The sequence below is a fragment of the Pseudomonas saudimassiliensis genome (assembly GCF_000939975.1).
In the GTDB taxonomy this organism is placed as follows: Bacteria; Pseudomonadota; Gammaproteobacteria; order Pseudomonadales; family Pseudomonadaceae; genus Halopseudomonas; species Halopseudomonas saudimassiliensis.
Map to the genome: position 1 here is coordinate 2,443,926 of NZ_LK391969.1, position 13,647 is coordinate 2,457,572.

A 13,647-nucleotide genomic window follows, 5' to 3' on the forward strand; every position below is an offset into this window, starting at 1 on the left:
TGCTCCCTGCAGTCGTCAATTCGGTGGAAGAATCATACCAGGCGTTTGGGATGGGCGAAGACGATGCGCATGCAACTGCCGCGCGGCTCCAACCGCTCGTATTCCAGCGTAGCCTGGTTGCTCTCGCAGAGCTCCCGGGAAATATACAGACCCAGGCCGGTGCCCGCTGCTTCGGTGGTGTAGAAGGGCTCGAACACCTGGCTCAGGTGGCGGTCATCGATACCGGGTCCATGGTCGATGACTTCCAGCGTGGGCAACCCGTTCTGGGTGTCCTCATAGAGTTTCAGCCAGATGGTCCGCGGACTACCCGGCTCGCCACTGTAGCGGAAGGCGTTCTGGCACAGATTGCCCAGCACCTGGCTCAGCTGATTCGGATCCATGCGGGTGAGAATGCCTTCCTTCTCCAGCTCGCATTCGATGGTATCAGTGGCCGGACTGGTCTGCTTGTAGTCCCGGATGAACTGCGCCAGCCACAGCGTGAGGTCGACCAGTTGTGGCTCGCTCTGGCGGCGGCGGGACAGCTCGAGCACGGTTTCGATGACCTTGTTCATGCGCTTGGAATGCTGCTGGATGATTTCGGTCAGTCGCCGGTCCTGCGGGTGGATATGCTCCGACTCGATCAGCAGCTGCGCGGCATGGCTGAGCGCCCCCAGGGGGTTGCGGATTTCGTGGGCGATGCTGGCGGTGAGTCGGCCAAGGGACGCCAGTTTCAGCTGCTGTACCTGCTGGGCCATCAGGGCATGATCGTCGAGGAAGATCAGGATGGATCGGGGTTCCTCGGCGGGCAAGCGCTTGAAGTTGGCCATCAACTCGGCGCCGCCCGGGTGATTGCGAAAGGGCAGGGCGCGGATGGAGGGGTTGAGCTGCCATTGGCGCTGGCGCTGGCCCAGCTCGGGGGCGAGGCTGTCGAGGGCCATACCGCGGATGATGGGCTTGCCGAGCATCTGCGCTGCCGCCTCGTTTGCGAGCAGTACCTGCAGCGACTCGTCGATGACCATGATGCCGGTGCGCATGCGCTGGATAATCAGCTGGTTGAGTTTCTCCATGCTCGCCAGGCTGGCGGCATGCTGCTGGGCCAGGTTCTCCGACAGGCGCAGACGCCGGCTCAGTCGCTGGACGAACAGCGCCACGGCAAAATAGATGCAGCCAAGCACCCCTACCTGCAGGTAACTCTGGCTGATCGCCGGGTGGGCCAGGCTGAGAAAGAAGGTCAGGTAGATCAGCGCCAGGCTCGCCAGGGCGGCCAGCAGCAGGCCGATACGGCCATGCAGCAGGATGTTGCCAGTGGCCACCGGGATGATCAACAGGTTGCCCAGCCCACTGCTGGCGCCGCCGGCGGCGTAGAACAATACCGCGAGCAGGAAGATATCGATGAAGGCGAGCACGAACAGGTGCAGGTCGCGCTTGCCCTGGTGCAACAGCAGGGCGATGAGCACATTGCAGATCAGGTAGATCCAGCTGGCGCTCTCGTAGAGATCGGGGTTCTGCAGGTCGATCAGCCCGTCGCGCAGGGCCGAGCTGGTCAGCAGGGTCAGGAAAAGCCCGAGCACCACCCGATAGATATTGTAGATACGCAATATTTTCGGGCGTTGGGAGTCAACCGTGTCAGTGTTGTTGGTCCACATCGCGGTGCTCGCTGCAGCAATACCATTTATTCCCCTGGCGCAGGGCCAGATGTTCCGGCAGGTGCAGCTGGCATTGTTGGCAGCGGACCATCCTTGGCGACTGTTGCGGAGGCGGCGCAGCGCGACGCTTCTCCGTCTGGGCGGCTTTCCACTGGCGCCAGAAGACAAAGGCGATGTACGCCAGCACCAGAATAATGAAGAGTTTGATCAAGCCCATGCTCGCGATGATTCCATGTGAGGGTGTGCGGGCCTAGTGTATCCCACCCTGGCGGCGGGCCAAACCAGTCCGTGGTTCCATTGCGATCGAGTGGGAAGCGCCCGAAGAGGGGCATCAAGGGCGGCTCGCCCTGGAAGTTACACCCCACGCCGAGCCGGCGTGGGGCAGGTATATCAGTCGAACAGACCGAAGGTCATGCGGCTCCAGATCGAGCGTTTGGTTTCGGCTTCTGGGGCCTGGCGCGGAGCCTTGATATCGCGGGGCAGGGCGTTCAGCGCTTCCTGATACTGTTGCTCCATCTCCCGTTCCATCTGGGTTTCCCGGTTCATGGACGGCGGCGTCATGACCTTGTCGAGCAGGCCAACGGTCATCGATTCGACCCAACCGGCGTCCCGCTGGGCCGGTTCCACATGGTGGCGGAACTCACCGTCCACGAGGCTCGGGTGCTCGGGATAGTTGGTCTGCAGCGCCAGCAGGGCGTTGTCGGCCAGATCATCCATGGCCAGGCGGCGGTAGCCTTCGACCATCAGCGCCAGGCCGTCACCGACCGCGGGCGTCTGCTGGAAGTTCTCGACAATGTAGCGACCCCGGTTTACCGCGGCGATATAGGCGCCCCGCTTGAGGTAGTAATGGCCCACGTGGGCATCATAGGAAGCCAGCAAGTTGCGCAGGTACACCATGCGCTGGCGGGCATCGGGGGCGTAGCGGCTATTGGGGTAGCGGCTGACCAGCTGGGCGAACTCGTTGAACGAATCCCGCGCTGCACCGGGATCACGGCGGGTCATGTCCAGCGGCAGAAAGCGCTCGAAGAGGCCGCGGTCCCGGGTGAAGGAGGTCATGCCGCGCAGATAGTACGCATAGTCCACGTTGGGATGTTGCGGATGCAGGCGGATGAAGCGGTCGGCGGACGACTTGGCCGCATCCAGCTCCATGTTCTGGTAATAGGCATAGATCAGCTCCAGCTGCGCCTGCTCGGCGAACCGGCCGAAGGGGTAACGCGACTCCAGGGCCCGCAGTGATTCGATGGCCTGGCCGTAGTTGTTGGCATCCAGGTTTTTCTGCGCCAGGACGTAGAGCTCGGATTCGCTGAGCGATTCATCCAGCACCGTCGCCTTGTTTGATGAACAGGCCGCCAACAGACTCAGCAGACCGACCAGCAATAGATGTTTAATCGACATGTTTGACATCCGGATGGACGACCCCGCGCTGTTGCCCTGACAGCCGTCCTGTTATAGTTGAGCTCAGTTGCCGGACACAGCATGTGTCAGGCAAAGAAGCCGTATTTAACCACAGCGCCGGGCCGAAACCAAAAGGGATTGCGCGTTACCGGTGCGTTCCAGTGAGCCATTGATGTCCGAACGAATTCGCTTGTCTGCACAGGTTACCCCAGAGTGTGGTGGTCAACGCCTTGACCAGGTCGCTGCCCGATTGTTCCCCAGCCATTCCCGGTCGCGTTTGCAGGGCTGGATCAAGGACGGCAGCCTGACGGTTGACGGAAAACAGGTGCGCCCTCGCGACACTGTCTACGGCGACGAACTGCTGGAGCTGGACGCCGAATTGGAAGTGCAGGGCGACTGGCAGCCGGAAGCCATCGACCTGGATATCGTCTATGAAGACCATGCCCTGCTGGTGATCAACAAGCCGGCGGGGCTGGTGGTCCACCCGGCCGCTGGCCACCACGACGGCACCCTGCTCAACGCCCTGCTGCACCATGCCCCGGAGCTGGCCAAGGTGCCGCGCGCGGGTATTGTCCACCGGCTGGACAAGGACACCACCGGGCTCATGGTCGTGGCCAAGACCCTGGAAGCGCAGACCGACCTGGTCATCCAGTTGCAGAACCGCAGCGTGACCCGGGAATACGAATGCGTGGTGGTGGGTGTGATGACCGCTGGCGGCAAGGTCGACCAGCCGATCGCCCGGCACGGCAACAATCGTCAGAAGATGGCCGTGGTGGCCGGCGGCAAGGACGCGGTAAGTCATTACCGCGTCATCAGCCGCTTTAGGGCCCATACCCACGTCAAAGTCAAGCTGGAAACCGGGCGCACCCACCAGATCCGCGTGCACATGAGTCATATCAATTATCCCCTGGTGGGCGACCAGACCTACGGCGGCCGGCTGCGCATCCCGCCGGGCGCGAACCAGGAGCTGATCGCCATGCTGCGGGGGTTCCCGCGCCAGGCACTGCATGCCAGGCGCCTGGAACTGGAGCACCCGGACGACAATCGGCCGATGCGCTGGGAAGCGCCATTGCCCGCCGATATGCAGGCGTTGCTGGCGCTGCTGCGCCAGGACGGCGAGATCGAAGAATGAAACAGCACTGGCTGCAGGCCGACTGGCCAGCCCCCGAGTGGGTCAAGACCTGCGTAACCACACGGCAGGATGGCTGCAGCCAGGGTGTCTACAAGGGGTTCAATCTGGGCACCCACGTCGGCGATGAGCTGAACAACGTGCTGGCCAATCGGGCCGAGCTGGGGCGCCTGCTGGGCTGTCGCATGGCCTGGCTGGAGCAGACCCACAGTACCGATGTGGTCGAAGCGGCGCCCGGCCTGGTAGAGGAGGCGGATGCCAGCTGGACCCTCGAGCCGGACGTGGCCTGTGTGGTCATGACTGCCGATTGCCTGCCGGTACTCTTCTGTGACCGTGCCGGCACCCGGGTCGCTGCGGCCCACGCCGGCTGGCGCGGGCTGGCTGCCGGCATTCTGGAGAACACCATCAGCGCGATGGGCGTGCCCCCGGAGGAACTACTGGTCTGGCTAGGGCCGGCCATCGGCCCCGACAACTTTGAAGTCGGGCCGGAGGTGCGGGATATATTCGGCAGCGCCGCGGCCGCCGAGTGCTTCAAGCCGTCCGAGCGGGCGGGTCATTACCTGGCCGATATCTACCAGTTGGCCCGACTGCGCCTGCGCAGCGCCGGAGTGACGGCGATTTACGGCGGCGGCCTGTGCACAGTCAGTGACCCGACGCGCTTCTTCTCCTACCGACGCGACGGCCAGACCGGACGCTTCGCCTCCCTGGTCTGGCTGGACTCTGCGACAAAAATTTGACGCGAGTCAACGTGACCCCCTTGAAAGCGCAGTAATAATCCTCATCTATGATTCATCTAAAGTGAATCTTGCTGGACCTGGGACAGTCTCCTGGCTCCGGCCTGCCGATAAGGATTATTACCCATGCGTATTGACCGCTTGACCAGCAAATTGCAAATGGCCCTGTCCGACGCCCAGTCGCTGGCAGTGGGCCGTGATCATAACCAGATAGAACCCTTGCACCTGTTGCTCGCCCTCATCGAGCAGCAGCAAGGTTCCATCAAGCCGCTGTTACTGCAGGTCGGTTTCGACCTCGGCACCTTGCGCCAGCAACTCAGCGACGCGATCGACCAACTTCCAACCATCGCCAACCCCACCGGCGATGTGAACCTGTCCACCGACCTGGCCCGGCTGCTGAACAAGGCCGACGGCATGGCGCAAAAGCGCGGCGATCAGTTCATCTCCAGCGAGCTGGTGCTGCTGGCCGCCATGGACGAGAACACCCGGCTGGGCAATATCCTGCTGGCCCAGGGTGTATCGAGAAAGGCACTGGAAACCGCCATCGACAACCTGCGCGGCGGCGACACCGTAAACGATGCCAATGCCGAGGAATCACGCCAGGCGCTGGACAAATACACCGTGGACCTGACCCGCAAAGCCGAGGAGGGCAAACTTGACCCGGTGATCGGCCGGGACGATGAGATTCGCCGTACCGTGCAGGTTTTGCAGCGCCGCACCAAGAACAACCCGGTGCTGATCGGCGAGCCGGGGGTGGGCAAGACCGCCATTGTCGAGGGCTTGGCCCAGCGCATCATCAATGGCGAAGTGCCCGACGGATTGAAGGGCAAGCGGCTGCTGTCGCTGGATATGGGCTCGCTGATTGCCGGCGCCAAGTTCCGCGGCGAGTTCGAAGAGCGGCTCAAGGCCGTGCTCAATGAGTTGGGCAAGCAGGAAGGGCAGATCATCCTGTTCATCGACGAGCTGCACACCATGGTTGGCGCCGGCAAGGCGGAAGGCTCCATGGATGCCGGCAATATGCTCAAGCCGGCACTGGCGCGGGGCGAGCTGCACTGCGTGGGCGCGACCACCCTGGATGAGTACCGGCAATACATCGAGAAGGACGCGGCGCTGGAGCGGCGTTTCCAGAAGGTGCTGGTCGATGAGCCCAGCGAAGAGGACACCATTGCCATCCTCCGCGGCCTGAAGGAGCGCTACGAGGTCCACCACAAGGTAGCGATCACCGATGGCGCCATCATCGCTGCGGCCAAGCTGTCGCATCGCTATATCACCGACCGCCAGCTGCCGGACAAGGCCATCGACCTGATCGACGAGGCCGCCAGCCGCATCCGTATGGAGATCGACTCCAAACCGGAGGAGCTGGACCGCCTGGATCGCCGGCTGATCCAGCTCAAGGTCGAGCGCGAGGCGCTGAAGAAGGAGGATGACGAAGCCACCATCAAGCGGTTGGAAAAGCTGCAGGAGGACATCGCCCGACTCGAACGCGAATACGCCGATCTTGAAGAAATCTGGAAGTCCGAGAAGGCCGAGGTACAGGGCACAGCGCAATTGCAGGAAAAGATCGAGCAGGCCAAGCAGGAGCTGGAAAACGCTCGGCGCAAGGGCGACCTGAACCGCATGGCCGAACTGCAGTACGGCATCATCCCGGACCTGGAGCGCAGCCAGCAGATGGCAGAGCAGCACGGCAAGACCGAGAACCAGCTGCTGCGCAACAAGGTCACCGATGAGGAGATCGCCGAGGTCGTTTCCAAGTGGACCGGGATCCCGGTCTCGAAGATGCTCGAAGGCGAGCGGGACAAGTTGCTGCGCATGGAAGAGGAGCTGCACAAGCGGGTCATCGGCCAGCACGAGGCCGTGGTCGCGGTGTCCAACGCGGTACGCCGCTCGCGGGCAGGGTTGTCGGACCCGAACCGCCCCAGCGGCTCCTTCCTGTTCCTCGGCCCGACCGGGGTGGGCAAGACTGAATTGTGCAAGGCGTTGGCCGAATTCCTGTTCGATACCGAAGAGGCCATGGTGCGCATCGACATGTCCGAGTTCATGGAGAAGCATTCCGTGGCACGGCTGATTGGTGCCCCCCCGGGCTACGTCGGCTACGAAGAGGGCGGCTACCTGACCGAAGCGGTGCGCCGCAAGCCGTACTCGGTGATCCTGATGGACGAAGTGGAAAAGGCCCACCCGGATGTGTTCAACATCCTGCTGCAGGTGCTGGAGGATGGCCGTCTCACCGACAGCCAGGGGCGTACCGTGGATTTTCGCAATACAGTGATCGTCATGACCTCCAACCTGGGCTCGGCGCAGATCCAGGAGTTGGTCGGCGACCCCGAGGCGCAGCGGGCGGCGGTGATGGATGCGGTGGGTCAGCACTTCCGCCCGGAGTTCGTCAACCGGATCGACGAAGTGGTGGTGTTCGATCCGCTCGGCAAGGATCAGATCGGCGGCATCGCGGAGATCCAGCTGGGCCGCCTGCGTCAGCGCCTGGCCGAGCGCGAGTTGGGTCTGGAGCTGAGCGACGAGGCGCGGGACAAGCTCATCGCCGTCGGCTACGACCCCGTCTACGGCGCCCGCCCACTCAAGCGCGCCATCCAACGCTGGATCGAAAACCCCCTGGCCCAGCGCATTCTGGGCGGCGACTTCGAGCCGGGGGTGGTCATCAAGGCCGGTGTGGAAGGGGAGGAGTTTGTGTTTAGTAAGTGAGGCCTCCCGGACGGACATCGCAACGATGTCCGTCCTTTCCCCCGGGATTGTCGAGCCTGACCCGGTCGAGCACCAGCTCGACAGCGTCCTGCTCAGGCGAACCCCGTAGCCCGCCGCCAGAACGATACGAGCTGGTGCTCGAATCTCCCAGGAATTCACTCCCGCAACCAGCCCACCCTGGGATTGTCGAGCACCAGCTCGACAGCGCCCATCCCAGGCAAATCCGTAGCCGCCGCTAGAACGATACGAGCTGGTGCTCGGATCTCCCAGGACCTCACTCCAGCCGCCAGCCCACCCTGGGATTGTCGAGCGCGACCCGGTCGAGCATCAGCTCGACAGCGTTGGTTCGATCTAGAGAGATGCCCTCGGCTACTCCGGACCCGCATTGGCGCTGGACCAGCGCCAGCTATCCGCTGCTTTGCACAAACCGGCCTTCACCGGATTCTCATGGATGTAGTTCACTGCCGTACGGAAATGTTGCTCATCACGGATGAACCTGTCCCAATAGCCCCTCGCCCAGACGCTGCCCACCGGTATGCCTAAACCCAGACGCACGTTATTGCCGATAGCCCAACGACCACTGTATGACTTCCAGCTCTGCACGATTCTTGGCAGGGAGTAATGCGCCTCGATAAGAATATGGACGTGGTTGGGCATGATGCACCACGCCAGCAAGCGATAACGTCGCCCCTCATGGAGCCGCAGCCCCTCCAGGAACACCGCTGCCATTTGTGGGTGAGCCAGGGCACAGCAGCCTAGGCCGCGGTCAATCCAGTACTCCATCTTCCGGCGGCGTTCGATGCCTTGCCGTGCATGCGGCAAGGTCCGCAGCTCCGCCTTGATCTGTCTCAGCCGGTCAGAAGGCAAGGAGTCAGCTAAGCGAAAGGAAATGAATTGGGTGAGGCTGGGGCCATCGAAGTGCGGCAGTTTTCGAGAGTTGTACCAGCCCCGGTAGACAAGTTCATCCATGATTATCGATCCAAGCAGAATGAACCGATGCGGGCAAAGAGAGGACGGCGTGGCAAGAGAACGTGCCGGTTCAAGGACGTAGTTGTGAACGGGCAGGCATTATGGTCGAGTTGGCGGTGGCTCCGGTGTTGCCGGTTCGAGGAGCTGTCGAGCTAGTGCTCGACAATCCCAGGGGTACTTCCCCGGGGCTCGGTGCGTGAGCGGTATCCCTGGGAGGTTCGAGCACCAGCTCGTACCGTGCTGGCGGTAACTTCGAGGTATGTGCCGATTTGAGAGCTGTCGAGCTGACAATCCCGGGAGGGGGCTGGTGAGAGGGAAGGGGAAGCGGTCGGTAACCTGCGTTACCGACCGCTTGTGCCTTACAACAACATCGACCGAATATCGCCCAGCAGCTCACCCAAACGCTTGGTGAACTGGGCGGCAGCGGCGCCGTTGATGGCGCGGTGGTCGTAGGACAGGGACAGCGGCAGCATCAGGCGCGGCTGGAAGGCTTTGCCGTCCCACACCGGTTGCATCGTCGCCCGGCTGACGCCCAGGATGGCGACTTCCGGGGTGTTGACGATCGGTGTGAAGTAGGTGCCACCGATGTGTCCCAGGCTGGAGATGGTGAAGCAGGCGCCCTGCATGTCGTTGGCGCTGAGCTTCTTGTTGCGTGCCTTGTCGGCGAGTTCCGCCGCTTCGGCTGCCAGCTCCAGCAGGCTCTTCTTGTCCACATCGCGAATGACCGCGACCAACAGACCGTCCGGTGTGTCCACGGCGAAGCCGATGTGCACGTAGTTCTTCTGGATCAGCTGTTTGCCGTTGGGCGCCAGCGAGACGTTGAAGTTCGGCTGCTCGCGCAGCAGGTGGGCTGCGGCCTTGAGCAGGAACGGCAGTACCGTCAGCTTGACGCCAGCCTTCTCGGCGATGGCCTTCTGCGCCTTGCGGAAGTCTTCCAGTTCGCTGATGTCGGCCAGGTCGAACTGGGTGACATGGGGTACGTTCAGCCAGCTGCGGTGCAGGTTGCTGGCACCGATCTGCTGCAGACGGGTCATGTCTTTCAGCTCGACTTCACCAAAACGACTGAAGTCGACTTCGGGCACCTGCGGAATACCCGCGCCGCCGGTGGTGGCTGCTGCCGCGCCTTTGCTTTCCTTGCTCTTGCGCATGACGCTCTGCACGTATTCCTGCACGTCTTCCTTGAGGATGCGGTTGCGGGGGCCGCTGCCGGTTATGTCGGTCAGCTCCACACCGAACTCGCGGGCCAGTTTGCGTACGGCCGGGCCAGCGTGGACCTTCTTCTTCCCGCGGCTGGGCGCACCGACCGGACCGGGGGTGGCTTGCTGGTCGGCCTTTGCCGGGGCGCGTTCTTCCTTGGCCGGGGCCACAGCAACCTCGTCCTGAACTTCCTGGGCAGGGGCCGGCGTGGCCTCGCTGTCACCCTCGACACGCATGCGCACCATCAGGTCCCCAGTCTGCACCTGCTGCTCGAGCTGCACTTCAATAGACTCGATCACGCCAGCGGCCGGTGCCGGGATTTCCATGCTGGCCTTGTCCGATTCCAGAGTCAGCAAGCTCTGTTCGGCCTCGACCTTGTCGCCGACCTGCACCAGCAGCTCGATCACCCGCGCGCCGCCATCACCGATATCCGGGATATTGAACGACTGTACGCTGCTCTCGGCCTTCTTCGGTGCGGGTTTCTGCGCTGGCGCCGGTTCCGCCGCCTCCTGCTTGGTCGGCTGCTCGCTGGCTTCGGCTTCCACGGATTCCTCAGCCTCGCCTTCGACGCGCATACGCACCATCGGCGCACCGGTCTGCACTTCCTGCTCGAGCTGGACTTCGATGGATTCGATCACGCCGGCGGCGGGGGCCGGGATTTCCATGCTGGCCTTGTCCGACTCCAGGGTCAGCAGGCTCTGCTCGGCCTCGACCTTGTCGCCGACCTGCACCAGCAGCTCGATCACCCGCGCGCCGCCATCACCGATATCCGGAATATTGAAGGACTGTACGCTGCCGCCCGTTTTCTTGGGCGCCGGCTTTTCAGCCGGTGCCGGAGCCGCTTCCTGCTTCGGCGCCTGTTCGCTCTTGTCCTGCTCGGCGGGCTCCTCGCTGGCGGCTTGTTCGCCGCCAGCGAGTTCCAGCTCAACCAGGTCGTCCCCTTCGTTCAGGGTGTCACCCAGCTTGACCTTGATCGACTTGATGACCCCAGCCTTGGGGCTGGGGACTTCCATGCTGGCCTTGTCCGATTCCAGGGTCACCAGACCCTGTTCCACTTCGACCTTGTCGCCGACCTGGACCAGGATTTCGATGACTTCACCTTCGCCGCCAATGCCGGGTACCTTGATCAATTCACTCATGGTATCTCTCCTCAGCAATCCAGCGGGTTGGCTTTGTTCGGGTTCAGGCCGAAGGTGGCCTGGGCTTCGATCAGTACCTCGGGCTTGAGCTCGCCGGTATCGACCAGGGACGCCAGGGCGGTGTAGGCAATCCAGCGGCGGTCGACTTCAAAGAAGTCCCGCAGCTTGCGACGGGTGTCGCTGCGACCGAAGCCGTCGGTGCCCAGGACCTTGAAGGTGCCCGGCACCCACTGGCGGATCTGCTCGGCATACAGCTTCATGTAGTCGGTGGCGGCAATGACCGGACCCTGGCGCTCGGCCAGGTTCTGCTCGACATAGGTCAGGCGCGGGCTGTCGGTTGGGTGCAGGCGGTTCCAGCGCTCCACATCCAGGCCGTCACGACGCAGCTCATTGAAGCTGGTCACGCTCCAGATATCGGCACTGATGCCGTAGTTGTTCTGCAGGATGGTGGCCGCCTCGCGCACTTCGCGCAGGATGGTACCGCTGCCCATCAGCTGGACGTGGTGCTTGCCTTTCTCCTTGGCTTCTTCCAGCAGGTACATGCCGCGGATGATGCCGTCTTCAACGCCTTCGGGCATGGGCGGCTGGGCGTAGGCTTCGTTCATCACGGTGATGTAGTAGAAGATGTTTTCCTGCTCTTCCATCATCCGGCGCGAGCCTTCACGGATGATCACCGCCAGCTCGTAGGCATAGGTGGGATCGTAGGTGCGGCAGTTGGGAATGGTCGAGGCCAGGATGTGGCTGTGACCGTCCTCATGCTGCAGGCCTTCGCCGTTGAGCGTGGTGCGACCGGCGGTGCCGCCGATCAGGAAGCCCTTGGCGCGGCTGTCGCCAGCGGCCCAGGCCAGGTCGCCAATACGCTGGAAGCCGAACATCGAATAGAAGATGTAGAACGGCAGCATCGGCTGGTTATAGGTGCTGTAGGCGGTGGCAGCGGCAATCCAGCTGGACATGGCGCCGGCTTCGTTGATGCCTTCCTCGAGGATCTGCCCCTTCTTGTCCTCGCGATAGAACATCACCTGGTTCTTGTCCACCGGCTCATACAGCTGACCCACGGACGAGTAGATGCCCAGCTGACGGAACATGCCTTCCATACCGAAGGTACGGGCTTCGTCGGGTACGATCGGAACGACGCGGGAGCCCAGCTCCTTGTCCTTTACCAACTGCGCCAGAATGCGCACGAAGGCCATGGTGGTGGAGATTTCGCGCTCGCCGGTGCCGTCCAGAATGGACTTGAGGGTGTCCAGCGGCGGAATCGGGATCGGCTTGCTGGTCGCGCGGCGCTGCGGCATGTAACCGCCCAGTGCCTCGCGGCGCGAGTGCAGGTACTTGTACTCGGGCGAGCCTTCTTCCGGGCGATAGAAGGGCAGCTTCTCCAGCTCGTCATCATTGAGCGGGATACCGAAGCGGTCGCGGAAGGTCTTCAGGCTCTCGGTGTCGACCTTCTTGGTGTTGTGGGCGATGTTCTGGCCCTGGCTGGCGCCGGTACCGTAGCCCTTGATGGTTTTGGCCAGGATGACGCTGGGCTGACCCTCGTGATTGACCGCCGCATGGTAGGCCGCATAGACCTTGTACGGGTCATGGCCACCACGGTTGAGCTTCCAGACTTCGTCGTCTGACATGTTCTCGACCATCTTCTTCAGTTCCGGACGGGCACCGAAGAAGTGTTCGCGCACATAGGCGCCATCATTGGCCTTGTAGTTCTGGTAGTCGCCGTCCACGACTTCTTCCATGCGCTCCTGCAGCAGGCCGTCAACGTCCTTGGCCAGCAGCGGATCCCACAGGCGGCCCCAGATGACCTTGATCACGTTCCAGTCGGCACCACGGAAGTTGCCTTCCAGTTCCTGGATGATCTTGCCGTTACCGCGCACCGGGCCGTCGAGGCGCTGCAGGTTGCAGTTGATGACGAAGATCAGGTTGTCGAGCTTCTCACGGCCAGCCAGGGAAATGGCGCCGAGGGATTCGGGCTCGTCACACTCGCCATCGCCCAGGAAGCACCAGACCTTCTGTTTGCCCGGCTCGATGAAGCCGCGGCTTTCCAGGTACTTCATGAAACGGGCCTGGTAGATGGCCTGGATCGGGCCCAGGCCCATGGACACGGTGGGGAACTGCCAGAAGTCGGGCATCAGCCAGGGGTGCGGATAGGAGGACAGGCCATTGCCGTCCACTTCCTGGCGGTAATTGGTCATCTGTTCTTCGGTAATGCGGCCTTCGAGGAACGCACGGGCATAGATGCCCGGTGAAGCGTGACCCTGGAAAAAGACCAGGTCACCGCCGTGTTCTTCGGTAGGCGCCTTGAAGAAGTAGTTGAAGCCGATGTCGTACAGGGTGGCGCTGGAGGCGAAGGTGGAGATGTGACCACCCAGGTCCGGATCCTGCAGGTTCGCGCGCATGACCATCGCCAGGGCGTTCCACCGTACCATCGAGCGGATGCGCCGCTCCATGAACAGGTCGCCGGGCATGACCGCTTCGTGGGTCACCGGGATGGTGTTGCGATAGGGGGTGGTGATCGCGTAGGGGAGGCGGGTGCCGGTGCGGCTTGCCAATTCGCCCATGCGCTTGATCAGATATTCGGCCCGGCCTTCGCCTTCGGCATCGAGAACGGACTCCAGGGCATCGAGCCATTCCTGGGTTTCGAGTGGATCGATATCATCATGCTTCATATTGTTCTCCAGACCTTGTGGGTCCCTTGATGGAAAAACAATTGCATTGCCGGAGCACGGTGATGAGGCTCGGGAACGCAATGGTCAACGGTGCGTGTAGTT

Annotated in this window: 9 protein-coding genes; 3 read left to right on the forward strand and 6 right to left on the reverse strand. The window is 62.5% G+C overall.

Annotation, left to right across the window (positions count from 1 at the left end):
• Positions 1-32: 32 nt before the first annotated feature.
• The 3 genes from VG99_RS11275 to VG99_RS11285 form a co-directional block, all read right to left on the reverse strand.
• Entirely contained in the window at positions 33-1,625 is a 1,593-nt protein-coding gene (locus VG99_RS11275) for a sensor histidine kinase (protein ID WP_044500029.1), read from the reverse strand.
• Positions 1,606-1,842 (reverse strand): PP0621 family protein, encoded by a 237-nt coding sequence (locus VG99_RS16380; protein ID WP_044500031.1) that lies wholly within the window; start codon positions 1,840-1,842, stop codon positions 1,606-1,608. Before VG99_RS16380 ends, VG99_RS11275 begins: the two co-directional genes overlap by 20 nt.
• A gap of 173 nt (positions 1,843-2,015) precedes the next feature.
• Positions 2,016-3,020 carry an outer membrane protein assembly factor BamD gene (locus tag VG99_RS11285; RefSeq protein WP_044500032.1) on the reverse strand — a complete coding sequence of 335 codons (1,005 nt, stop codon included), beginning with the start codon at positions 3,018-3,020 and terminating at the stop codon, positions 2,016-2,018.
• A gap of 172 nt (positions 3,021-3,192) precedes the next feature.
• Between VG99_RS11285 and rluD the strand changes: the two genes are divergently transcribed.
• The 3 genes from rluD (at position 3,193) to clpB (ending at position 7,577) form a co-directional block, all read left to right on the forward strand.
• Complete coding sequence (rluD, locus tag VG99_RS11290; RefSeq protein WP_044500033.1) at positions 3,193-4,152, forward strand: 23S rRNA pseudouridine(1911/1915/1917) synthase RluD; 960 nt, start codon at positions 3,193-3,195, stop codon at positions 4,150-4,152.
• Positions 4,149-4,886 (forward strand): peptidoglycan editing factor PgeF, encoded by a 738-nt coding sequence (gene pgeF / locus VG99_RS11295; RefSeq protein WP_044500035.1) that lies wholly within the window; start codon positions 4,149-4,151, stop codon positions 4,884-4,886. Before rluD ends, pgeF begins: the two co-directional genes overlap by 4 nt.
• A 123-nt stretch (positions 4,887-5,009) precedes the next feature.
• Entirely contained in the window at positions 5,010-7,577 is a 2,568-nt protein-coding gene (clpB, locus tag VG99_RS11300; RefSeq protein WP_044500037.1) for an ATP-dependent chaperone ClpB, read from the forward strand.
• 369 nt (positions 7,578-7,946) lie between these two features.
• On the opposite strand, the gene VG99_RS11305 is transcribed toward clpB, so the two are convergent.
• The 3 genes from VG99_RS11305 to aceE form a co-directional block, all read right to left on the reverse strand.
• Positions 7,947-8,546, reverse strand: coding sequence for an REP-associated tyrosine transposase (locus VG99_RS11305; protein WP_044500038.1), 600 nt, complete (start codon positions 8,544-8,546; stop codon positions 7,947-7,949).
• Between the two features lie 359 nt (positions 8,547-8,905).
• On the reverse strand, positions 8,906-10,882 hold the full coding sequence (aceF, locus tag VG99_RS11310) for a dihydrolipoyllysine-residue acetyltransferase (protein ID WP_044500040.1): 1,977 nt from the start codon (positions 10,880-10,882) through the stop codon (positions 8,906-8,908).
• 11 nt (positions 10,883-10,893) lie between these two features.
• Positions 10,894-13,545, reverse strand: coding sequence for a pyruvate dehydrogenase (acetyl-transferring), homodimeric type (aceE, locus tag VG99_RS11315; RefSeq protein ID WP_044500041.1), 2,652 nt, complete (start codon positions 13,543-13,545; stop codon positions 10,894-10,896).
• Between the last annotated feature and the right edge of the window lie 102 nt (positions 13,546-13,647).